We start from the raw sequence: 22903 nt of genomic DNA on the forward strand, positions 1-22903 counted from the left end.
TCCGAAGGAGGCCCCATGCCACCCCAACCGCCCAACGGGTTCTGGGCGCAGGCCGCCGCCGACCCCGGCCGCGTCGTCCTGGTCGATCCGGCCGGCGGCACCTGGACCGCCGGCCGCCTGCACGGAGCCGCCAACCGGCTCGTCCACGGGCTGCGCGCCGCGGGACTCCGCGAAGGGGACGCCTTCGCCGTCGTCCTGCCCAACGGGCCCGAGCTCCTCACCGCCCATCTCGCCGCGACCCAGGCGGGCCTGTACCTGGTGCCGGTCAACCACCACCTCGTGGGGCCGGAGATCGCCTGGATCGTGGCCGACTGCGAGGCCAAGGCGCTCATCGCCCACGAGCGGTTCGCCGCGGCCGCGACGGCCGCCGCCGACGAGGCCGCCCTGCCCGCCGCCCGGCGCTACGCCGTCGGGAACATCGCGGGCTTCCGCCCGTACGGCGCGCTCCTCGACCGCCGCCCGGACACCCCGCCCGCCGGGCGCACCGCCGGCTGGGTCATGAACTACACCTCCGGCACCACCGGCCGGCCGCGCGGCATCCGCCGCCCGCTCACCGGCAGGCCGCCCGAGGAGGGCCATCTGGGCGGATTCCTCGGCATCTTCGGCATCCGGCCGTTCGACGGCAACACCCACCTGGTGTGCTCCCCGCTCTACCACACGGCCGTGCTGCAGTTCGCGGCCGCGTCCCTGCACATCGGCCACCGGCTGGTGGTCATGGACAAATGGGAGCCCGAGGAGATGCTGCGCCTGATCGAGACCCACCGGTGCACGCACACGCACATGGTCCCCACCCAGTTCCAGCGGCTGCTCGCCCTGCCCGAGGACGTCCGGGCCCGCTACGACGTGTCCTCCATGCGCCACGCCGTGCACGGCGCCGCGCCCTGCCCCGAGCACGTCAAACGGGCGATGATCGACTGGTGGGGCGGCTGCATCGAGGAGTACTACGCGGCGAGCGAGGGAGGCGGCGCCTTCGCCACCGCCGAGGAATGGCTGAAGAAGCCCGGCACGGTCGGCAGGGCCTGGCCCATCAGCGAGCTCGCCGTCTTCGACGACGACGGCAACCGCCTCCCGCCCGGCCGACTGGGCACCGTCTACATGAAGATGGCCACGGGCGGCTTCGCCTACCACAAGGACGCGGACAAGACCCGGGACGGCCGCATCGGCGACTTCTTCACCGTCGGCGACCTCGGCCACCTGGACGAGGACGGCTACCTCTTCCTCCGCGACCGCAAGATCGACCTGATCATCTCCGGGGGCGTCAACATCTACCCCGCGGAGATCGAATCCGTGCTGCTCGGGCACCCGGCCGTCGCCGACGCCGCCGTCTTCGGCGTGCCGCACGACGACTGGGGCGAGGAGGTGCGCGCGGTCGTCGAACCGGCCGAGGGCCACGCACCGGGCGCCCCTCTGGCGGCGGACATCCTCGCGCACTGCGCCGGTGCCCTGGCGGGCTACAAGCGGCCCCGGGCGGTCGACTTCGTCGCCACCATGCCCCGCGACCCCAACGGCAAGCTCTACAAGCGCCGCCTGCGGGAGCCCTACTGGAAGGACCGGGGCCGTCCGGTGTGAGCGGCGGCGCCCGGTGCGAGCGGCCGCGGGCGCGCCGCGGCCGCCCCTTGACCTTCCGTGCCCGGCGGCCCCAGGATCCGGGGCATGACGGGAGTCCGCGACAGCACGGTGGACGGCATGCTGCGGCGCACGGCCCGGCGCGTGCCGGACCGGACGGCCCTGCGGTACGGGGAACGCGTCTGGACCTACGGCGAGCTGGACGCGGCCGTGACGGGCGCCGCCGCGGCGCTGCTCGGCAGCGGGCTGCGCGACGGTGACCGCGTCGCCGCCTACGGCCACAACTCCGACGCCTATCTGATCGGTTTCCTGGCCTGCGCCCGGGCCGGCCTGGTGCACGTCCCCGTCAACCACCAGCTGACGGGCGAAGAACTGGGCTACGTCCTGGAGCAGTCGGGCAGCGCACTGGTGCTCACCGATCCGGCCCTGGCCCACCGGCTGCCCGGCGCCGTCCGCACGCTGCCGATGCGCGACGCCGCGGGCTCCCTGCTGGAGCGGGTGGAGCAGCACCGGCGCGAGGGCCGCACGATCCTCATGGCGGGCGGCCCGCGCCGGGACGGCCTCGTGCAGCTGCTCTACACCTCCGGCACCACCGCCCGGCCCAAGGGCGCGATGATGACGCACGGCGCCCTCGTGCACGCCTACCTGAGCGCGATCACCGCCCTGGACCTCCGGGAGACGGACCGGCCGCTGCACGCCCTGCCGCTGTACCACTCGGCGCAGATGCACGTGTTCCTGCTGCCTTACCTGGCGGTGGGGGCCGAGAACACCCTCATCGACGCGCCGGACCCGGACCGCGTCCTCGGACTGGTCGAGGCGGGGCGGGCCGACAGCTTCTTCGCCCCGCCGACCGTGTGGATCGCGCTGGCCGGCCACCCCGGGTTCGCGGCGCGGGACCTGTCGGCGCTGCGGAAGGCGTACTACGGGGCGTCCGTCATGCCCGTGCCGGTCCTGGAGCGGCTCCGGGCCCGCCTGCCCCGGCTCGCGTTCTACAACTGCTTCGGGCAGAGCGAGATCGGGCCGCTGGCCACCGTGCTGCGGCCCGAGGAGCACGAGGGGCGGATGGACTCCTGCGGCCGGCCGGTGCTGTTCGTCGAGGCGCGCGTCGTGGACGACAAGGGCGCCGACGTGCCCGACGGCGTCCCGGGCGAGGTCGTCTACCGCTCCCCGCAGCTGTGCGAAGGCTACTGGGGCAAGCCCGAGGAGACGGAAGAGGCCTTCAGGGACGGCTGGTTCCACTCGGGCGACCTGGCGGTGCGGGACGCCGAGGGCTACTTCACGGTCGTGGACCGGCTGAAGGACGTCATCAACTCCGGTGGTGTGCTGGTCGCCTCCCGCGAGGTCGAGGACGCGCTCCACGGTCATCCGGCGGTCGCGGAGGCGGCCGTCGTCGGGCTCCCCGACGCACGCTGGATCGAGGCGGTCACGGCCGTGGTCGTCGCGCGCGGCACCGTGACGGAGGAGGAGCTGGTGGCGTACGCGCGGGAGCGGCTGGCGCCCTTCAAGGTGCCCAAGCGCGTGCTGTTCGCGGACGCCCTGCCGCGGAACGCCTCCGGCAAGGTGCTGAAGCGGGAGCTCCGGGAGCGGTTCCGCCGTTCGGGCGGATGACGAGGGGCGGGCGGATGACGACGGGCGGGCCGGCCGCGGTGGCCGCGCACTCCGCCGGACTCCCGCCGCGGCGGCCCCGTCACCGTGGCCTCCGCTCGTCCACGATCCGCTTCAGCTTGCCCACCGACCGCTCCAGCGTCCCGCCGTCCACCACCTCGACGGCCACCGAGACGCCGATGCCCTCCTTCACTTGCCGCACCACCTCGCCGGAGGCGGCCGCGCGCTGCTCCGGCGTCGCTTCCGGGCGCGCCTCGGCCCGTACGGTGAGGTGGTCCATCCGGCCCTCGCGGGTGAGCCGCAGCTGGAAGTGCGGGGCGAGGCCCGGCGTGCGCAGCACGATCTCCTCGATCTGGGCGGGGAAGAGGTTGACCCCCCGGAGGATGATCATGTCGTCGCTGCGCCCGGTGATCCGCTCCATCCGCCGGAAGGCGGGGCGGGCGGTGCCGGGCAGGAGCCGGGTGAGGTCGCGGGTGCGGTACCGGACGACGGGCATGGCCTCCTTGGTGAGGGAGGTAAGGACCAGCTCGCCGTGGCTGCCGTCCGGCAGCACCTCGCCCGTGAAGGGGTCGACGATTTCCGGGTAGAAGTGGTCCTCCCAGATGTGCAGCCCGTCCTTGGTTTCGGTGCACTCCTGGGCGACGCCGGGGCCGATGACCTCGGAGAGGCCGTAGATGTCCACCGCGTCGATGGCGAAGCGCTCCTCGATCTCCCGGCGCATCTCCTCCGTCCACGGCTCGGCGCCGAAGACGCCGGTCGTGAGGGAGGTGCTCCGGGGGTCGATGCCCTGGCGCTCGAACTCGTCGAGGAGGGTGAGCATGTAGGTGGGCGTCACCATGATGATCCGGGGTTTCAGGTCCTGGATCAGCTTCACCTGGCGCGTGGTCATGCCGCCGGAGGCGGGGATCACCGTGCAGCCGAGCCGCTCGGCGCCGTAGTGCGCGCCGAGGCCGCCGGTGAACAGGCCGTAGCCGTAGGCCACGTGGACCCTGTCGCCGGGCCGCGCACCGGCGGCGCGGAGGGAGCGGGCGACGACCTCGGCCCACACGTCCAGGTCCCGGTCGGTGTAGCCGACGACGGTCGGGGTGCCCGTGGTGCCGCTGGAGGCGTGGATGCGCCGGATCTCCGAGTCCGGAACGGCGAACATGCCGAAGGGGTAGTGCTCCCGGAGATCCGCCTTGGTGGTGAAGGGGAGGCGGGCGAGATCGCCGAGGCTGCGGCAGTCCTCGGGCCGTATGCCGGCGGCGTCGAAGGACCGCCGGTAGAAGGGCACGTTCTCGTAGGCGTGCCGCAGGGTGGCCCGCAGCCGCTCCAGTTGCAGCGCTGTCAGCTCGTCGCGCGACATCCACTCGGCGGACTCCTCGCGAGCCAACCGATCGTTCGGTCGTTGCATGGTCACAAGTATCCAGGGGCGGGAGCGGGCGTCAAGAGGTGCGCCGGGCCTGTGGATGAGGGCGTGCCGCGCCTCCGGACGATGACGGAGTGCCGGACCCGCGGCCGAGCGCGGCTACCCGCCCGTCTCCACGACCGACCGCGCCCACCGGTAGTCCGCCTTCCCGCTCGGTGACCGCCGCACCCGCTCCGTGAAGACCACGCTGCGCGGCACCTTGTACCCGGCGAGCCGCGCACGGCAGTGCTCCCGCAGCGCGTCCGGCGGCAGCGGCCCGGCGCCCTCGCGCAGCTGGACGACGGCGGCGACCCGCTGTCCCCACCGCTCGTCCGGAACGCCCGCGACCAGCACGTCGTACACGTCCGGATGCGCCTTGAGCGCCTGCTCGACCTCCTCCGGGTACACCTTCTCGCCACCGGTGTTGATGCACTGCGAGCCGCGCCCCAGCAAGGTGATCGAACCGTCCGCGCCCGCCCGCGCCATGTCACCGAGCAGCACCCACCGCTCGCCGCCCGCCCGGAAGAAGGTCGCCTTCGTCCGCTCAGGGTCGTTGTAGTAGCCGAGCGGCACGTGGCCGCGCTGCGCGACCCGCCCTTCCTCGCCGGGCGCCACGGGCTCGTGCGTGACCGGGTCGACGACGGCCGTGCGGTCGTTGACGCGCAGCCGGAGACCGCCCCCCTCCGCCCCCGCCCCCTCCTCGGCGGTGCCGTTGAAGCCCGACTCCGACGAACCGAAGTTGTTCAGCAGTGCCACGTGCGGCAGCAGGGCCGCGAACTGTTCCCGTACGGTGCCGGAGAGGATCGCCCCCGAGCTGCTCACGCTGAACAGCGACGAGCAGTCGGTGCCCCGCAGCGGCCCCGCCAGCGCGTCCACCAGGGGCCGCAGCATCGCGTCGCCGACCAGGGAGACGCAGGTGACCTTCTCCTCGGCGACGGTGCGCAGCACCTCCTCGGCGTCGAACTTGCGGTGCAGCACGACCTTCTGGCCGTAGTCGAAGGCGATGAGCGCGGTGAGCGTGGACGTGCCGTGCATCAGCGGCGCGGTGGGGAAGAAGACCAGGCCCTCGCCCCCCTCGGCGACCCGTTCCGCCAGCTCCCAGGGGTGCCCGACCGGCTCGCCCGTCGGCGCGCCGCCCCCGAGCCCCGAGAAGAACAGGTCCTCCTGGCGCCACATCACGCCCTTCGGCAGGCCGGTGGTGCCGCCGGTGTAGATGACGACCTGGTCGTCCCCCGAGCGCGGCCCGAAGCCCCGCAGGGGCGACCCCGACGCCTCGGCCTCGGCGAAGGGGACGGGCGGGAGGGCCGGCTCGGGCGCTCCGTCCGGAGGAGTCCCCACGCGTACGAGGTGACGCAAGCGCTCCGTGCGGGGCAGTGCCGCGGCCACCCGGGCGGTGAACGCGGCGTCGAAGACCAGCGCCACGAGGTCGGCGTCCCGGTAGAGGTAGGCCAGCTCGTCCTCGACGTAGCGGTAGTTGACGTTGACGGGCACCGCCCGGATCTTCAGGCAGGCCCAGAACGCCTGCAGGTACTCGACGCCGTTGTACAGGTGCAGCCCGACGTGCTCACCGGGCCGGACCCCGCTGTCGCGCAGGTGGTGCGCCAGCCGGTTGGCGGCCGCGTCGAGCTGCGCGTACGTCAGCCGGCGCTCGGCCCCGCTCCCCGGGAGGTCCGCGTGGACCAGGGCCTCCCGGCCGGGCACGGCGTCCACGACCGACTCGAAGAGATCGGCGAGGTTGTAGTCCACGTCTCCTCCTGCCCGGGGGAACGGCGGCCGGCGCCCATTAGAGCGCCGCGCGTCGCAGGGCGGAAGGGACGGATCCAGGAAAGCCCAAAAAATCTGACGGCATGTCAGAAAATCGGGGGGAAGGCTCTTGTGCCCCCGTCACGCCTCCTGCACCCTGTTCTGGTCGCCGGGACGGGAGGCCAGCCCATGAGCGGGACCGAACACCTCACGATCGAACGCGTCGGCGCCACCCTGGTGCTCACCCTCAACCGCCCGGAGGCGAAGAACGCCCTGTCGCTGCCGATGCTCGCCGGCCTCTACGACGGCTGGCTGGAGGCCGACGAGGACGACGCCGTCCGCTCCGTCGTGCTGACCGGAGCGGGCGGGGCCTTCTGCTCCGGCATGGACCTCAAGGCGCTGCACGGTCCGGGCCCGGCGGTGGACGAGAGCTGCCGCGCACGGTTCAAGGCCGACCCGGACCTGCACTGGAAGGCCATGCTCCGCCACCACCGGCCGCGCAAGCCGGTCATCGCCGCCGTCGAGGGGCCGTGCGTGGCGGGCGGCACCGAGATCCTCCAGGGCACCGACATCCGCATCGCCGGCGAGAGCGCCGTCTTCGGCCTCTTCGAAGTGCGCCGCGGCCTCTTCCCCGTCGGCGGCTCCACCGTCCGCCTCGCCCGCCAGATCCCGCGCACCCACGCCCTCGAAATGCTCCTCACCGGCCGCCCCTACACCGCCGCCGAAGCCGCGCGCATCGGCCTCATCGGCCACGTCGTCCCCGACGGCACGGCCCTGGACCGGGCCCTGGAGACCGCCGCGCTCGTCAACGCCAACGGGCCGCTCGCCGTCGAGGCCGTCAAGGCGTGCGTCCACGACACCGCCGGCCTCGCCGAGGCCGACGCCCTGGCCCTCGAACTGGAACGAGGCCTGCCCGTCCTCGGCAGCGCCGACGCGAAGGAAGGCACCCGGGCCTTCGCCGAGAAGCGCCCCGCCGTCTACCGGCGCGCCTGAAGGGAGCCCCGCCGTGCCGGAGATCCTCACCGCGCCCCTGACCGTCTCCTTCCCCTTCACCCGCTCCCTCGGCCCCGTGCAGAGCGCCTTCCTCACCGGCCTCCGGGAGCGCACCGTCCTCGGCGTGCGGACCGCCGACGGGCGCGTCCTCGTGCCGCCCGTCGAATACGACCCCGTCACCGCCGAGGAGATCCGCGACCTCGCCGAGGTCGCCCCGACCGGGACCGTCACCACCTGGACCTGGAACCCCGCGCCCCGGGACGGCCAGCCCTTGCGCACCCCCTTCGCCTGGGTCCTCGTCCGCCTCGACGGCGCCGACACCGCCCTCCTGCACGCCCTCGACGCCCCCGGCCCGCACGCCGTACGGACCGGCATGCGCGTCCGCATCCGCTGGGCCCCCGAACGCATCGGCGCCATCACCGACATCGGCTGCTTCGAGCCGTACGAGGGCGAGGACCGCGCAGGCCCGGCCATACCGCACGACGGCGTCTTCGCCGACCCCGTCACCGGCATCGTCGCTCCCGCCCGCCTCGACTACACCTACACGCCCGGCCGCGCCCTGAGCCGGCACCTCACCGCCCTCGCCGACCGGAAGATCACCGGCGAGCGCTGCCCCGCCTGCCGCAAGGTCCACGTCCCGCCCCGGGGCGTCTGCCCCACCTGCGGCGTCGCCACGACCGACCAGACGGAGGTCGGACCGCGCGGCACCGTCACCACCTTCTGCATCGTCAACATCAAGGCCAAGGGCGCGGACATCGACGTCCCCTACGTCTACGCCCACATCGCCCTCGACGGGGCCGACCTCGCCCTCCACGGGCGCATCGGCGGCATCCCGTACGACCAAGTCCGCATGGGTCTGCGCGTCGAGCCCGTGTGGACCGGCACGGGCCGCCACCCCGACCACTTCCGGCCCACCGGCGAACCCGATGCGGCCTACGACAGCTACAAGGGGCTGCTGTGACCCTCCGGGACGTCGCCGTCGTGTCCTTCGCCCGCAGCGACCACCAGGGCCCCGCCGACGGGCTGTCGGAGACCGAAATGCTGCTGCCCGTCCTGCACGAGGCGCTCGGCCGCGCCGGACTCGCCCCGGGGGAGGCCGACTTCACCTGCTCCGGATCCAGCGACTACCTCGCGGGCCGCCCCTTCTCCTTCACCCTGACGCTCGACGGCGTGGGAGCCTGGCCGCCCGTCGCCGAGTCCCACGTCGAGACGGACGGGGCCTGGGCGCTGTACGAGGCATGGGTGAAGATCCTCACCGGCCGGGCCCGGACGGCCCTCGTCTACGCCCACGGGAAGCCGTCCGCCGGCGACCCGGACGCCGTCCTCACCCGCCAGCTCGACCCCTACTACGTCGCACCCCTGTGGCCCGGCCCCGCCGACCTGGCCGGCCTCCAGGCCCGGGCCCTCGCCGACGCCGGGCACATCGACGAGGCCGCCCTCGCCGCCCCGGCCCGCTCCGCCGTCACGGACGGCGCGGCCGCCGTCGTCCTCGCCGCCGGCGACACCGCCCGCCGCATGTGCGACCGGCCCGCCTGGATCCGCGGCATCGACCACCGCATCGAACCCCAGGCCCTGGGCCTGCGCGACCTCACCGACTCGCCCTCCACCCGCCTGGCCGCCGAGCGCGCCGGAGCCTTCCGCGCCCCCGCCGACACGGCCGAACTCCACGCCCCCTTCCCCGCACAGGAAACCGTCCTGCGCCGGGCGCTGCGCCTCGATGCCACCGTCACCGTCAACCCCTCGGGCGGCGCGCTCGCCGCCGACCCCGTCATGACGACCGGCCTCGTCCGGCTCGGCGAGGCGGCCGCCCGCATCCACCGCGGCGAGTCGGACCGGGCGCTGGCCCACGCCACGTCGGGGCCCTGCCTCCAGCACAACCTCGTCGCCGTACTGGAGGGGGAGACCCGGTGAGCGGAAACCGGACGGCCAGGGAACCCGTCGCCGTCGTCGGCATCGGTCAGACCAAACACGCCGCGGCCCGCCGGGACGTCTCCCTCGCCGGACTCGTCCGCGAAGCCGCCCTGCGCGCACTGGAGGACGCGGAGCTGGCCTGGACGGACGTCGACGCCGTCGTCCTCGGCAAGGCCCCCGACTTCTTCGAGGGCGTGATGATGCCCGAGCTCTACCTCGCCGACGCCCTCGGCGCCACGGGCAAACCCGTCCTGCGGGTGCACACCGCCGGGTCCGTCGGCGGCTCCACGGCCCTCGTCGCCGCCGACCTCGTCGCGGCGCGCGTCCGGCGGACCGTCCTCGCCGTCGCCTTCGAGAAGCAGTCCGAGTCCAACGCCATGTGGGGCCTGTCCCTGCCCGTACCCTTCCAGCAGCCCCTGCTGGCCGGCGCCGGAGGCTTCTTCGCCCCGCACGTGCGGGCCTACATGCGCCGCAGCGGCGCGCCCGACGGCGTGGGCGCGCTCGTCGCCTACAAGGACCGCCGCAACGCCCTGCGGAACCCCTGGGCCCACCTGCACGAGCACGGGATCACCCTGGAGCAGGTGCGCTCCTCGCCCATGCTGTGGGACCCCGTCCGGTACTCCGAGACCTGTCCCTCCTCCGACGGCGCCTGCGCCGTGGTCCTCACCGACCGCGCCGGAGCCGCCCGGGCCCCGCACCCGCCCGCCTGGGTGCACGGCGGCGCCATGCGCAGCGAGCCCACGCTCTTCGCCGGCAAGGACTTCGTCTCGCCGCGCGCGGGGCGCGACTGCGCCGCCGAGGTCTACCGGCAGGCCGGCATCACCGACCCGCGCCGCGAGCTCGACGCCGCCGAGCTGTACGTGCCCTTCAGCTGGTACGAGCCGATGTGGCTGGAGAACCTCGGCTTCGCCGCCGAGGGCGAGGGCTGGAAGCTCACCGCTTCCGGCGCCACGGAGCTCGACGGCGACCTGCCGGTCAACCCCTCGGGCGGCGTCCTGTCCACCAACCCCATCGGCGCCTCCGGCCTCATCCGCTTCGCCGAAGCCGCCCTCCAGGTGCGGGGGAGGGCCGGTGCGCACCAGGTCGACGGCGCCCGCAAGGCACTCGGGCACGCCTACGGAGGGGGCGCGCAGTTCTTCTCCATGTGGGTGGTGGGCCACCGGCCTCCTGCCACCTGAAGGAGCGCACGGCCGGCCGTTCGGCGCTTTTCGCTCCTCGCCTCCCCGCACCCGTGCCGCGCGGCCTGTCCGGCGCACGCCGTGCTCGCTAGGGTGGGCGCGGGACGACGTACCGGGAGGAGCTGCAGCTGTGGCGGAGACGACCGAACGACTGGCAGGCGACATCGCGCCCGAGCTCGACCTCGACAACGCCGCCTGGCAGCCGGGCAGTCAGGGCATCGGCGACGTCCAGGTCGCCTTCGTCGAAGGCTTCATCGCCATGCGCAACGGACGCAATCCGGGCCCCGCGGTGGTGTTCTCGCCCGCGGAGTGGCGCGCCTTCGTACTCGGCGCCCGCGAAGGGGAGTTCGACCTCACGTAGCGCGCGGCCGCGCCTCCCCGCTCCGCGGGCATTCCGGGCGGTCAGCCCACGAGGCTGCCCTCGGTCAGCAGGTCCGCGTGGTGACGGCGGGCGACCTGCGGGTGGGCGCGGAGCCAGCCCTTGATCTCGTTGCGGCCGTACTCCGCGAAGAGCGGGTTGCGGGCGTCCTGCGTGACGCCCGGCGCCCGGTCCGCGTGCGCGAACGGCACGGGCTCGATCCGGGCGTCCAGGCGGGGGTTGTAGAAGAACGGGACCGAGAAGCGCTCCCGGGTGCCGGCCGGGCTGACCACGCGGTGGTTGGTGGCCTTCAGATAGCCGTTCGTGGCCACCTCCAGCAGCTCCCCCAGATTGATCACGAAGGCGCCGGGCACCGGCGGCACGTCGAGGAACGACCCGTCCGCCGCCTCCACTTGGAGGCCTCCGACCTCGTCCTGCAGCAGCAGGGTCAGGAAGCCGTAGTCCTTGTGCGCGCCCACGCCCTGGCCCGCGCCGTCCGGGGCGCTGCCGGGGTAGCGCACCAGCTTCAGGTGCAGGTGGGGGAGGCCGGCGAAGGCCTCGTCGTAGAAGTCCTCGGGGGCGCCGATCGAGGCCAGCAGCTCGTGCAGCAGCCGCTCGGCGACCGAGCTCAGCCGGTCGATCCAGTGCAGGGCGGCGGTGCGCAGCTCCGGGAGGGCCGCGGGCCACTGGTTCGGGCCCTCCAGCCACCAGTAGCCCGGCTCGTCCGCGGCGGGCACGTGCGTCTCCCGCTCGGCGCCTATGTCGAGCTGGTCGCGCCAGTCCCGGCTGCCGCCGGTCCGCTCGTCACCGATGCGGGTGTAGCCGCGGAAATGGGGGGAGTTGAGGTTGCTGACGGACAGCCGCTCCGCCTCGGGGAGGGCGAAGAACGCGCGCATGGTGCGCCACAGCTCGGCGGTCTCGGCCTCGGTCACGCCGTGGCCGGTCAGGTGGAAGAAGCCCACGTCGCGCGCGGCCGAGTGCAGCTCCTCGTGGAAGCGGGCACGGGCCTCGGGGCCTGCGGAGGCGGCGGAGAGATCGAGGACGGGAAGCTTGTTGCTCATGAGGGTTGTCCACAGCGTGAGGGCCCGGAATCGCGTACGGCGGTGCGCCGGACGCCCGCCCGCCGCCGCGGGGTACGCGGGCAGGGCGGAGCGGGACCGGGAAAGCGGCAGGGAGAAAGAAAGGAAAGAGAAAACAGGCCACGGCCCGCGGAAGGGGCCGGCCAGGAAGAAGATCAGCCGTAACGGCGACAGGACATGCTCGTGACGCGGAGGAGGTCCACGTGGCGGCGTTTGACGAGCATAGTCACGGGCCCATCGTATACGACCGGCCGGGGAACCGGCGCCGACCGCTCTGACCAGCGGTTTTCTGCCCATGGGCAAGGGAAACCCCCTGCCCGGGGCCGTGCGCCCGGGACAGGGGGGAGTCCGTCCGGCCGGAGCCGGTTGCGGCTGCGGTGCCGGTCAGTGGCGGCCGAAGCCGGGGCCGCCGAAGCCGGGGTGGCCGCCGCCCTTGTTGCCCGAGCCGTTGCCCGAGATGATCGGGATCTCGTCGAGGATGTGCGACAGCGGGTCGTCGCCGTCGCTGATCGTCGAGTTGTCGGTGCACTGCTGCTGCTGCTGGGAAGTGAGGATCGGCACGTCCTGGATGCCGATGTTGAGCAGAGCGATCAGCGACTGGAGGCCGATCTTGCCGATACCGATGCACGGCTTGTTCAGCGTGCCCTGGATCAGGCTCATCTGCGGGCTTTCCTTGCCACCGGTCTTGGTGTTGCCGTAACCGGTGTGCGCAGCGTTGCCGTTGGCGACGTCCTGGTCGTCGCCGATCGCCATCGCCGGGCCGGTGATGGTGCCGACAGCGGTGACCGTCACGGCGGCCGTCGTGAGTACCTTCTTGAGCACGGTCTGTGCCTTTCGATCGATTAGCTGCCTCTCACAGACAGGGAAGCGACCTGAGTAACTCGGGTGCATAACGGAAGTTTCGGGAATTCACTCATTTGCTCCAGGAGGGTAGTTTCCGTAAACAGAAGTCCCCTGGATGCCTGGTAACGTGCCGCGGCGGCGGTGTTCTTCGGCCGTCGGTCCGCCCGGACAGCGCCCCCACAAGCTGCGTCCGGGCGGGCTCTGGCCCGGCTTGCCCGCCGGCCGGGCCGCCTGACTCGCTCCCGCCCCCGATCGCCGCACCGGAAACACATCCGTCACCCGCAGCGCCGGAGCTCTCCCCGGAACCACACCCCGGCCCCGGGCACGTACGATGTGAGCATGTCCTTCCTCCGCCGCCGCAGCGCCACGCCCACCGGGCCGGACTTCGACGTCCTGGCCATGGACCCGGGGGACTGGCCGGGCGATCTCGGGGCCGGGCTGCTGCCCGCGCCCGACGGCAGCTGCCAGGGTGTCTTCCTGCGCTACGACCTCTTCGGCGGGCGCGGCCCGGCGATGATCATCGGCAATCTGCCGGAGGGCTCCCCGGCGCGCGAGCTCGAAGAGGGCCAGGTGCCCTTCGAGGTCACCCAGCTCCTGGCCGCCCTCGGCAACGAGGAGCCGGTGGAGGTGCTGGAGACCGAGGACATCCCCGTCATGCACGAGGACAACCTGCTGATCGTCCGGCGCATCAAGTGCTCCGAAGGCCGCATCTCCTGCACCCAGTTCGACCGCAGCGACGGCGTCCTCGTCACCATCGCCAGCTGGGACCGGCCCATCACGGACGAGCTCTACCAGCTCCTCAAGCCCCTGCCGGCCGAGATGTTCCAGACGGCCTGACGACACCCCCGCCCGGCCCCGGCCGGGCACCCGCACGCACCCGAGCCCGGTACGGCCCACGCCGCACCGGGCTCCTCCCGTCTCCGCGGGCGCTACTGGTTCGAGGGCCGCACGGTCACGTCAGCGGCCTTCACGAAGGCCACCCGGTGCCCGAACTGGATCTCGTAGTACACGTCCTTGCCGCGGATCACCTTGTGGCCTGCGGGATCGAAGGTCTTCGCCCACAGATACTCGCTCCTGACCCGCTGCCCCATGGCGTACGCCTGCCCGGCGAGCAGCCGGTACGGCAGCGGCTCCACGGCCTGTACGGGCACTCCCGCGGGATACGCCTCCTTCTCCGGATACGCCCGCCCGAACACCGGGATCTCCGCCAGCCCCTCCTTCGGGGTGACCACCTTGCCGAAGGCATTGACGGCGGTCGGCTGCGACACCGGGTTCTTGAACCAGGCGAGCTGGCCCAGATACCAGATCGCCGTCCAGGAGCCCCTGCGCTCCGCCACCACGAACTGCTGGCCCGTCGAGGCGCGGGCCCCCGTGTCGTTGACGTCGATCGTGGAGGCGCTTCCGTCCGGCCGCAGCCCGGAGTCCTTCACCAGCGGAGCCTTCTCACTCGGCTGCGTGTACAGCCGCACCGCACCCGAACCGTGCGGGGCGCAGGCCTTGGCGGGGGCCGTGCAGCCGGTGTAGGCGGGCTTGTGGACGTCGTACTCGGGCAGGACGGTGACCATGCCGGCGTACGGACCGCCCGTGGGGCGGAACGGCCTGCCCATCAGGTCGAAGTAGTGCGCCCAGTCCCAGTACGGGCCCGGGTCGGTGTGCATGCCCTTGATGGACGCCGGGGTTGTGCCCGGGACGTTGTCGTGGCCCAGGACGTGCTGCCGGTCCAGCGGGATGCTCAGCTGCTCCGCCAGATACCGCACCAGACGGGCCGAGGTGCGGTACATCTCCTCCGTGTACCAGGCGTCCGGCTGGGCGAGGAAGCCCTCGTGCTCGATGCCGACCGACTTGGCGTTCACGTACCAGTTGCCCGCGTGCCAGGCCACGTCCTTCGTGGGCACGTGCTGGGCGATGTGGCCGTCCGCGGAGCGCACCGTGTAGTTCCACGAGACGTACGCCGGGTCCTTGATGAGCTTGATCGTCGTCTCCCAGGACCCCTCCGTGTCGTGGATGACGATGAACTCCGGCTTCTGCGAGTCCGGGCGGTCCGCGAGATCGTGATTGCCGTAGTTGTCGCCCTGCAGCTTCTCGTACGGGGCGGGGATCGCCTCACAGGCCACCGCCTCCGGGCACTCGGTCTCCTCGTCCGGAAGATCCGCCAGGCCCAGCCGCCGCACCTGCTCCGTACGGTCGGTCAGGCGCGGCGCGGCCGGCAGGGCGACCCGCTGGCCGAGGTCGGTGGTGCGCCGCTGACCTGAGCGGATCACGTCGAAGACGTCACGGGCGAAGGCCGTGGCCGTCGCCGTGTCGGTGGACCCCGGATAGCCCGCCACCGCGCCGAACCAGTCGGCCGGATTCCCGCTCAGGGGCAGCCCGAGCCGCTTCTGGGCGGCCGCGAGCAGCGCCGCGCCACCCCGTACGTTCGCGGCGGGATCCTTGCGCAGGGCCTCACGCGGCAGGCCGGAGACCCGGGCGGCCTGCTCCAGGGTGCGCAGCCTCGGTGGGAGCTCGCCGGCCGGCAGCGCGGCGGGCCGGGTGGCCCGGGGGCCGGCGAAGGGACGCGAACCGTCGCCGCGCGGGTCCTCGCGGCCGTCACTGTGGTGCGGGACGGCGGCCAGGGCATGGGCGGCATCGGTCAGGTGCATGGGGCCGTAGCCGCCGGTGACGCTCGGGGCACCGCTGTGGCTGTCCCACCGCGACTCCAGATAGGAGACGCCCAGCAGCACGCTCTGCGGAACCTGATATTCGCGGGCGGCCTCGGCGAAGGCCTGTTGCAGCGCATCGGTGCGCGGCCGGCTGACCGTGGCCGTCGCCGCACCGGGCGCCAGGGGCAGCAGCAGGGCGGCCGAGGCCATGACGCCGGCCGCCCGGAACGCCCCCCGGCTTCTTCGGAGGGCTCTCAAGGGGGTGGTCCACGATGGGGGAACGGATCCTCGCAATGCAGCCTCCTCGGGGCGTGCCGTGCCACGCGCGGGAATGGTCGGGGCGCGAGCGGGCGTGCGAGACCGGACGTAACCAGAGGTAGCCCCTGGCAGACGATCCGTCAATCATGCTGCTGCGAAGCATGTTGCCCGCACACGGACGCCGCACCCTCGACGCCGAGGCTGCACCCTTTCCGCCCCTGCATACGGCGACACGCCGCGCAGTGTGCGCGGCGTGTCGCGGAGGGGGCCGGGGGAGGTGCCTTCAGCGGGTGCCGACCGCTGCACGGACGGCACGCCTGGCGAGCGCGCAGTCGTCGTGGAGCCTGCGCAGCAGCAGCCGCTGTTCCTCACCGGCCTCGGCCGCACCGGGCGCCGTGGGGGCGGGGTCGTGCATGGCGCGCTGCACGGCCGTCTCGCACGTACGGATCTCGCGGGTCAGTACGAGCATGAGATTCACCAGAAAGGCGTCACGCTGCACCGTGCCGGCCTGCTGGGCGACCTGGCTGATGTGCCGGCGCGCCGCCGGGGCGTCCCCGAGGACCGTCCAGAGCGTGGCGAGGTCGTAGCCCGGGAGATACCAGCCCGCCTGGTCCCAGTCCACCAGCACCGGGCCGGTGGGGGCCAGGAGGATGTTGGAGAGCTGGGCGTCGCCGTGGCAGAACTGGCCCTGGACGTGCGCCAGCCCGTGCAGCAGCTTCTGCAGGTCGCCCATGTCGCGATCGGTCAGCAGCCCCAGCTCGTGATAGCGCGCGATGCGCTTGCCGTAGTCGAGCGGCATGTCGAACATGCCGGCCGGGGGGCGCCACAGATTGACCCTGCAGATCGCACCGAGCGCGGCCCGGACGTCCGCCCGGGGCGGGTTGTCCGAGGGGTGGCGCTGTACGGCGGCGGGCCGCCCGGGCATGCGCTCGATCACCAGCGTGCAGTTGTCGGGGTCCGCGGCGATGAGACGCGGCACCCGCACCGGCGGACGGTGGCGGACGAACGCACGGTATGTCGCTATTTCCTGCCGGAACCGCTCGGTCCAGGCCGGGGAGGGGTCCAGTAAACACTTGGCCACTGCTGTGGTGCGGCCGGTGGAGCCGACCAGCAGCACCGACTGCCCGCCGCGGTGGAGGACCTGGACCGCGTTGAACTCGGGGCAAATGCGCTGCACCGCGGCGATCGCCGTGCGCAATTGCGCACCTTGAGGGCCGGACAAGTCGATTCTCCCGCTGAGCGGCTGGCCGCCTAGCCCCGGGGTCCGCCGGGCCCGTCCACCCCCGAAGGCAGCCCCCGCGGCATGGGAGGGGTCGAGGTACGGCCCGCCGCCGGCGTGCGGGGGACGGAGCCGGGGCGGGGCGGACACGGAGGACGAGGCTGCATACATGAGCGGAACGGATCCCTTCGTGTGCCGACGAGTTGCCGCGCTGCCCCGGAACCCGGGCCGGCCGTGCACCCTGGGGAATGCACGGGGCACCCCGCATAAGCAGGGGCCCTGCCGGTGCCGACGGCCGGTGAGCGGTCGCCGGAGACCGGCTGACGGCTCTCGGCCGGCGACGGCCGGCAGCCGGCTGCCGGGTGGCCGGGGTGGCGCGTTCCTACATCACACCCGGCCGCGGGTGGCACACCATGTGGCGGACCCTGGCGAACCCTGGCGAATACTCGCCTGGTCCATGACTGGCCGCTACCTTCAAGTCAGCCGAGAACCTGGGGGCTTGACGTGACAAGGGAACCCAACACCCGCCTCGCGGATCTGTTCGGCCTGGCCGGATGGTCCAAGGGCGAACTCGCGAGGCTCGTGAACCGGCAGGCGGCCATCATGGGCCACCCGCAGCTGGCGACCGACACTTCGCGAGTGCGGCGTTGGATCGACATGGGGGAGTCCCCGCGCGATCCCGTGCCCAAGGTGCTGGCAGCCCTCTTCACCGAGCGACTCGGCCGTGTCGTGACCATCGAGGACCTCGGGTTCGGTCGGCGAGGGCGCGCGGGTAGGGGGCAGTCCGCGGACGGCCTCCCCTGGCCGCCCGAGCGGACCGCCGCGGTCCTCACCGAATTCACGGGAATGGACCTCATGCTCAACCGACGCGGCTTGGTGGGCGCGGGCGCCGCGCTCGCCGCAGGCTCAGCACTCAGCACCGCCATGCACGACTGGCTGCACTCCGATCCGGTCCTCGCCTCCGACTCCCCCCGCTTCGACGATCCGCTGCGCCGGGACGCCCTCCACGCCGAAAACGCCGGGCTCGACCGCTACGAGGCCGCTCCCGTGGGCTCCACCGAGATCGACGCCCTGGAGCGCTCGGTCGAGGTGTTCCGCGCGTGGGACGCGGCCCGCGGCGGCGGGCTGCAGCGCAAGGCGGTGGTCGGCCAGCTCAACGAGGTGGGCGGGATGCTCTCCTACCACCACCCCGACCACCTCCAGCGCAGGCTCTGGGGCGTCGCCGCGAACCTCGCGGTGCTCGCCGGCTGGATGTCCCACGACGTGGGCCTGGAGCCCACCGCCCAGAAGTACTTCGTCATCGCGGCCCACGCGGCCCGCGAGGGCGGGGACCGGCCCCGCGCGGGCGAGGCGCTCTCCCGCGCGGCCCGCCAGATGGTGCACCTCGGCCGCCCCGACGACGCCCTCGATCTGATGAAGCTCGCCAAGTCGGGCTCCGGCGAGGAGACCCTGCCCCGCACCCGCGCCATGCTCGCCACGATCGAGGCCTGGGCACAGGCGTCGATGGGCCGCGGCCAGGCCATGCGCCGGACCCTGGGCGAGGCGGAGGAGCTCTTCGTCTCCGACAAGGGGGACGTACCGCCCCCGAGCTGGATGCAGAAGTTCGACGAGGTCGAGCTGCACGGCATGCAGGCCCTCGCCTACCGCACCCTCGCCGAGCACGACCCCTCGGCCGCGGCCATCGCCCAGCGGCACGCCAAGGAGGCGCTGGCCCTGCGGGGGAACGACACCCTGCGGTCGATGATCTTCGACTACATCTCCATGGCGTCGTCCTGCTTCATCGGCAATGACCCCGACCAGGCGGACACCTACGCCCGGCTGGCGCTGGTGTCGATCGGCGAGACCTCCTCGCACCGCACCTGGGACCGCCTGCGTGAGATGTACCGCCTCACCGGGAGGTACGTGGGATACGCCCGGATCGAGGACCTCCGGCAGGAGATCCAGCGCGCCCTGCCCAAGGCGCCCAAGCCGCAGACCAAGAAGAGCGGAGGGAACGGGGGCAGGGGCCTGGCGGTGTAGCGCGGCGCGCTGCTAACGCTTCCACGGCCGGTCAGTCATTGACAGGTCAGCTCAGCCGTTGATGCGGCCGATCAGCAAGCAGGCGTCGTCCTCGCGCTCCTTGCTGCCGAATTCCTCCAGCACGGCCCGTACGCACTCCTGCGCGCACTTCGCCGCGGCGAAGCGCGGGGCGAAGTCCAGCAGACGATCGCCGACCGTCCGGGCGACCGGCCCCGTGCTGTGGGGCGAGAGCCCGTCGGTGTGCAGGATCAGGACGTCACCGGGCTCCAGGCGCTCCTCGGCCTGCCCGTACGTGGCCTCCGCGACGGCACCGAGCAGCATGCCCTCCGGCGGCTGCAGCGCGCGGCCCTTCCCGCCACGGAAGAGCAGCGGCGCGGGGTGGCCCGCCTGGGACCAGGCGAGGGTGCGGCTCGCGGGGTCGTAGCGGCAGCAGACGGCGCTGCCCAGGGCGGGCTGTGCGGAGGCGTCGAGGAGGCGGTTGAGCCAGCCCATCAGCGGGCCGGGCTCGGCGCCCGTCACGGCCATGCCGCGCAGCGCGCCGAGCAGCATCGCCATGCCGGAGGTGGCGGCCACACCGTGTCCGGTGAGGCTGCCCACGCTGAGCAGGGTCTGCCCGCCGGGCAGCCCCAGGGCATCGAACCAGTCACCGCCGACGAGGGCGCTGCTGGCGGAAGGGAGGTAGTGGGCGGCGAGATCGAGGGTGCCGGGGGCGCCGCCGGAGTGCGGGGCTCCGCCCTGCGGGAAGCGCAGGGAGCCGCGCCACGGTGGCAGCACGGCTTCCTGCAGCTCGACCGCGATCCGGTGCTCGGTCTGCGCGATCTGCTGCCGGCGCTGCAGGGAGTCGCACGTCTCGTCGACGGCCCGGCGGCTCCGGCGCAGCTCGCTGATGTCGCGTAACACGGCCCACATGGAGGCCGTGGCGCCGTCGGCGTCCAGGACGGGCTCGCCCATCATGTGGACCGTGCGGAGCGAGCCGTCGCCGCGCAGGATGCGGAATTCGCCGTCGATGGACTTGCCGTCCACCAGGCAGCCGGTGACCATTGCGGTGAGCAGGCCCCGGTCCTCCTCGGGCAGCCAGGAAGGCAGCTCGTCCAGGGTCAGGGGGCCGTCCTCGGGGCGGCGGCCGAAGAGCTGGAAGAGCTCGTCGGACCAGGTGGCCTCGTCGGTGAGGAGATTCCACTCGGCGCTGCCGACGCGGCCCGCCGCAGCGCCGGGGTGCGCGGAGGCCGGTGCGGGCGGCGCGGCCGGATCCGCCACCGCGCTCCCCGGGCCGCCCGGAGGCGGCGGGCCCTCGCGCAGCTGGCCCAGGTGCTCCCCGAGATCGTCGAGGTGGTGGGCGGCCAGGTCGCACAGGGCGCGGTGCCAGCGCCTCCGGGCGTCGTCCGGCTCCTCCTCGGCGGCCGCCGCGCGGCGCACGGCGTCGAGGCCGCCGCGGAGCCGCCGCGTCTGCGAGATGAGGGCGTCGACCGTGCCGTGCTCGGGCGGCTGAGCTGCGGAGGATTCCGTGTGGAGGGGGGACGGCATGTCGTACTCCGATGGGGGGAGCGGCGCGGCCGGCTCCGTAGGTCCGCGGGATGGGCCGTAACGACTGTTGCACAGGCGGCGAGGGCCTGTAAGTGCTTTGGCAACACCCGATCCGGTGGTGTCGACGGCATATGTCAGAGGCAGGCCGAAAGCGAGGAGGAAGGTTCGCCTTGGAGTGAGCCAAGTGTTTTCCGGGGCTCGGGGCGGCCCCGGGCGGGCGAGGCCGGGGGAGTGGCGGGGCCGGAGCGGTCGAGAACCGGGCAAACCGGACGGGGCTCGGCGGAATCCTGCACTCCGGGTAGGCTGCGGGGCGCTCGACCGACCTCGAGTTCCCCCTGTTCACCACGCATAGCACCGGTGGACACCGGCAAGAATGCCGGACGACGGAAATCCCGTTGCCAGCCGACTCCCCGCACCGGATGCTGACCCCATGTTCGATCCAGACATAGCGCCCAGCGGCACCCTGCTCGGCCTCCTTCAGCGAGGCCGCGGCGACGGGACCCTGCATGCCCTCGCGGCGCCGCGGGCGGAGGCGCTCGCGGCGCTGCACCACTGCCTCCTCCGCGACCCCAGGCGCGACTGGCAGGTGGAGAACCGCTCGCTCTATTACGCGCGGCTGTGTCTGGACCTCGACGCCGGGCTCGACGCGATCGACCGGCACCTCTTCTCCGCCGACGACTCCCTCGACACCGGCGAGGAGCGCACCGGCCTTGCCCTCGCCGTCCTCGGCCACCTCGCCTCGTACGGCCGCGAGGACGCCCTGCTGCTCCTGCGGCGGTACGCGATCTCCGGCGCGAACTGGGCCTGGGCCCTGGACGAGCTCGCGCTGCGCGACGACGACGCCGGGCTGCTCGGCCTCGGCGAGAGCATCCTCGCCCGCTTCCCCGCCGGCCCTGAGGGCGAACGGGCCCTCGCCGCGGCCGTGCGCGACGCCTTCGAGCCCCGCCCCTGGCGGCTGTGGGCCGACGAGGCGCAGTCGCCCGCGACCGCCGCCCGGGTGCGCGCCGCGCAGGAACAGGGCTCCTTCGACCGCTGGCAGCGCCAGCTGCGCCCGTCGGGCCCGCGGCCCGGCTGGAGCGTCCGGGAAGTGCTCGACTGGGCCCAGGAGGGCCTCGCCCTGCACCCCGTCCAGCACCGGCACGTCCCCGCGACCCGCCTGCTGAACGCCGTCGCGGGCCCCGAGGACCGGGTGGAGATCATCGAGGCCGCCGCCTTCGGCACCGGGGCCGCCCGCGCCACCGCCCTGCGCTACCTCGCCGAGCACGACGACCCGCAGGCGCTCGACGTCATCGAGGCTGCCGTCGCGGATCCCGCCGACGCCGGAGGACTCGTGGCCGAGGCCGCCGTCACCGCCTTCGAGCGCATGCGCGGCACGGCCGCCCTGGAGCGCGCCCGCGCCTGGATCCACCGCACCGACGCCCTCGGCGGCGCGGCCGCCGGCATGCTCGCCTCCCGCGGCGCGCCGTACGACGCGCCGCTCGTCCTCGGCGCCCTGCGCCGTACGGTCCGAGCCGAGGGTCCCGACGCGCCGGTCCTGTGGGACCTCGTGCCGGGCGCCGGACGCCTGGGGATCACCTGCGCGGCGCCCGTGCTGCGGCACATCTACCGGGAGACCTCCTCCTCGCACCTGCGCGGGCGCACCGCCCGGGCGCTGGCGGCGACGGATCCGTCGTTCGCGACCGGCTTCGCGGTGGAGTGCCTGTGGGACTGCGAGGAGACGACCCGCGAGCTCGCCGCGCACCACGCCACCACCGCCGACGCCCGCGTCGTCGAGCAGCTGCGCAGGCTCGCCGCGGACCCGGCCGAAGAGGACGACGTACAGACCGCGGTCCGCAGCCGCTTCGGGCCGGAGACCGCCGTGTGACGGTCATGCGGTCAGAATGATCACGTGAACGCGATAACACGTACGAAATCGGCGGTGGCCGCGGCCGCCGTCCTCATAGGAGCGCAGCTGGCGGCCGTGACGGCCGCGGAGGCGGCTCCCCTCGGCGCCGGCAGTGTCGCCGGCAAGACCCCGGGCGGTACGGAGAGCAGGGCGGCCGCCGTCAGGACCGCCGCCGTGAGGATCACGGAGGGGCAGGTCGGTGAGGCCGCCCCCGGCGGCTCGCTCCTCTACCCGAGCGTCACGAGCTGCCTCACCGTGACCGTCCGGCTGCGCGACGGCGGTCTCGTGGGCGCCCACGCCAGCATCTTCCAGGTGCCGGGCGAGTACCGCTCCGACCGCATCCTGGCCGAGCTGAAGCGGCGGGTCGGTGCCCGTGCGGTGCGAGCGGTCGAGGTCAGGGGAGCGGTCGGCGCCTGGGACCCGAGCTACTTCACCAAGGCCGTCGAGAGCTACGGGGACGGCGAGGCCGTGCCCTTCCCGGAGGCGCCCGACCCCGGCGGCATCGCCGCAGCCGTCGCCGCGGGCCTCGGGCAGCCGCGGGCCGTCGTGACCGTCCAGGACGTGCCCGACGGGGACCAGACCGTCAGCTGAAGCGAAGGAGGGGTGGGGGGGGGGCGGGCCGCCCCCCCCCCCCCCCCCCCCACCCCCCCCCCCCCGGGGGGGGGGGGGGGGGGGCCCGGCCGGCGGGGTCGTGGA

The 22903-nt window shown here is 73.5% G+C and carries 19 protein-coding genes; 11 read left to right on the forward strand and 8 right to left on the reverse strand.

Features of this window, described 5'->3' with window-relative positions; genetic code table 11:
- The first annotated feature begins 15 nt into the window (after window positions 1-15).
- Both ACFZCD_RS00935 and ACFZCD_RS00940 read left to right on the forward strand, forming a co-directional pair.
- Window positions 16-1569, forward strand: a complete 1554-nt coding sequence (locus ACFZCD_RS00935; RefSeq protein ID WP_391826472.1) for an acyl-CoA synthetase — start codon at window positions 16-18, stop codon at window positions 1567-1569.
- Between the two features lie 84 nt (window positions 1570-1653).
- Window positions 1654-3174, forward strand: a complete 1521-nt coding sequence (locus ACFZCD_RS00940) for a fatty acyl-CoA synthetase (protein WP_391826474.1) — start codon at window positions 1654-1656, stop codon at window positions 3172-3174.
- Window positions 3175-3253: 79 nt separating this feature from the next.
- On the opposite strand, the gene paaK is transcribed toward ACFZCD_RS00940, so the two are convergent.
- Together paaK and ACFZCD_RS00950 are read right to left on the reverse strand one after the other, a co-directional pair.
- Window positions 3254-4564 carry a phenylacetate--CoA ligase PaaK gene (paaK, locus tag ACFZCD_RS00945; RefSeq protein WP_391826476.1) on the reverse strand — a complete coding sequence of 437 codons (1311 nt, stop codon included), beginning with the start codon at window positions 4562-4564 and terminating at the stop codon, window positions 3254-3256.
- Window positions 4565-4678: 114 nt separating this feature from the next.
- Entirely contained in the window at window positions 4679-6304 is a 1626-nt protein-coding gene (locus ACFZCD_RS00950; protein ID WP_391826478.1) for an acyl-CoA synthetase, read from the reverse strand.
- Between the two features lie 186 nt (window positions 6305-6490).
- On the opposite strand from ACFZCD_RS00950, the gene ACFZCD_RS00955 reads away from it, so the two are divergent.
- From ACFZCD_RS00955 to ACFZCD_RS00975, 5 genes are all read left to right on the forward strand, one after another.
- A complete protein-coding gene (locus tag ACFZCD_RS00955; RefSeq protein ID WP_391826480.1) occupies window positions 6491-7294 on the forward strand; it encodes a crotonase/enoyl-CoA hydratase family protein in 804 nt (267 codons plus the stop codon).
- A gap of 13 nt (window positions 7295-7307) precedes the next feature.
- On the forward strand, window positions 7308-8255 hold the full coding sequence (locus ACFZCD_RS00960; protein WP_391826482.1) for a Zn-ribbon domain-containing OB-fold protein: 948 nt from the start codon (window positions 7308-7310) through the stop codon (window positions 8253-8255).
- Entirely contained in the window at window positions 8252-9205 is a 954-nt protein-coding gene (locus ACFZCD_RS00965) for a lipid-transfer protein (protein WP_391826484.1), read from the forward strand. The genes ACFZCD_RS00960 and ACFZCD_RS00965 overlap by 4 nt, the downstream gene beginning before the upstream one ends.
- On the forward strand, window positions 9202-10383 hold the full coding sequence (locus tag ACFZCD_RS00970; protein WP_391826486.1) for a thiolase domain-containing protein: 1182 nt from the start codon (window positions 9202-9204) through the stop codon (window positions 10381-10383). Before ACFZCD_RS00965 ends, ACFZCD_RS00970 begins: the two co-directional genes overlap by 4 nt.
- A 130-nt stretch (window positions 10384-10513) precedes the next feature.
- Window positions 10514-10744 carry a DUF397 domain-containing protein gene (locus tag ACFZCD_RS00975; protein WP_391826488.1) on the forward strand — a complete coding sequence of 77 codons (231 nt, stop codon included), beginning with the start codon at window positions 10514-10516 and terminating at the stop codon, window positions 10742-10744.
- Window positions 10745-10785: 41 nt separating this feature from the next.
- Here the strand turns inward: ACFZCD_RS00975 and ACFZCD_RS00980 are convergent, their stop codons facing one another.
- The 3 genes from ACFZCD_RS00980 to ACFZCD_RS00990 all read right to left on the reverse strand — a co-directional run bounded on the left by ACFZCD_RS00980 (window position 10786) and on the right by ACFZCD_RS00990 (window position 12642).
- Window positions 10786-11802 (reverse strand): isopenicillin N synthase family dioxygenase, encoded by a 1017-nt coding sequence (locus tag ACFZCD_RS00980; protein ID WP_391826490.1) that lies wholly within the window; start codon window positions 11800-11802, stop codon window positions 10786-10788.
- Between the two features lie 173 nt (window positions 11803-11975).
- On the reverse strand, window positions 11976-12050 hold the full coding sequence (locus ACFZCD_RS00985) for a putative leader peptide (RefSeq protein ID WP_353620260.1): 75 nt from the start codon (window positions 12048-12050) through the stop codon (window positions 11976-11978).
- Window positions 12051-12204: 154 nt separating this feature from the next.
- Window positions 12205-12642, reverse strand: a complete 438-nt coding sequence (locus ACFZCD_RS00990) for a rodlin (protein ID WP_391826492.1) — start codon at window positions 12640-12642, stop codon at window positions 12205-12207.
- A 360-nt stretch (window positions 12643-13002) separates the two neighbouring features.
- Between ACFZCD_RS00990 and ACFZCD_RS00995 the strand changes: the two genes are divergently transcribed.
- Window positions 13003-13500 (forward strand): hypothetical protein, encoded by a 498-nt coding sequence (locus ACFZCD_RS00995; RefSeq protein ID WP_391826494.1) that lies wholly within the window; start codon window positions 13003-13005, stop codon window positions 13498-13500.
- A gap of 92 nt (window positions 13501-13592) precedes the next feature.
- On the opposite strand, the gene ACFZCD_RS01000 is transcribed toward ACFZCD_RS00995, so the two are convergent.
- Window positions 13593-15596 (reverse strand): N-acetylmuramoyl-L-alanine amidase, encoded by a 2004-nt coding sequence (locus ACFZCD_RS01000; RefSeq protein ID WP_391826496.1) that lies wholly within the window; start codon window positions 15594-15596, stop codon window positions 13593-13595.
- A 247-nt stretch (window positions 15597-15843) separates the two neighbouring features.
- Window positions 15844-16950 (reverse strand): aminoglycoside phosphotransferase family protein, encoded by a 1107-nt coding sequence (locus ACFZCD_RS01005; protein WP_391826498.1) that lies wholly within the window; start codon window positions 16948-16950, stop codon window positions 15844-15846.
- A gap of 333 nt (window positions 16951-17283) precedes the next feature.
- Between ACFZCD_RS01005 and ACFZCD_RS01010 the strand changes: the two genes are divergently transcribed.
- A complete protein-coding gene (locus tag ACFZCD_RS01010) occupies window positions 17284-18798 on the forward strand; it encodes a hypothetical protein (RefSeq protein WP_391826500.1) in 1515 nt (504 codons plus the stop codon).
- Between the two features lie 51 nt (window positions 18799-18849).
- Here ACFZCD_RS01010 and ACFZCD_RS01015 read toward each other — a convergent pair whose 3' ends face one another.
- The gene (locus ACFZCD_RS01015; protein WP_391826502.1) at window positions 18850-20322 is read right to left on the reverse strand and encodes a PP2C family protein-serine/threonine phosphatase; all 1473 of its coding nucleotides are present in this window, start codon (window positions 20320-20322) and stop codon (window positions 18850-18852) included.
- 430 nt (window positions 20323-20752) lie between these two features.
- Here ACFZCD_RS01015 and ACFZCD_RS01020 point away from each other — a divergent pair, with 430 nt between their 5' ends.
- Window positions 20753-22186 (forward strand): HEAT repeat domain-containing protein, encoded by a 1434-nt coding sequence (locus tag ACFZCD_RS01020; protein WP_391826504.1) that lies wholly within the window; start codon window positions 20753-20755, stop codon window positions 22184-22186.
- 24 nt (window positions 22187-22210) lie between these two features.
- Entirely contained in the window at window positions 22211-22798 is a 588-nt protein-coding gene (locus ACFZCD_RS01025; protein WP_391826506.1) for a hypothetical protein, read from the forward strand.
- Window positions 22799-22903: the final 105 nt, after the last annotated feature.

Origin of the sequence: Streptomyces sp. NPDC008001 (assembly GCF_042958085.1) — a bacterium.
Lineage (GTDB): Bacteria > Actinomycetota > Actinomycetes > Streptomycetales > Streptomycetaceae > Streptomyces.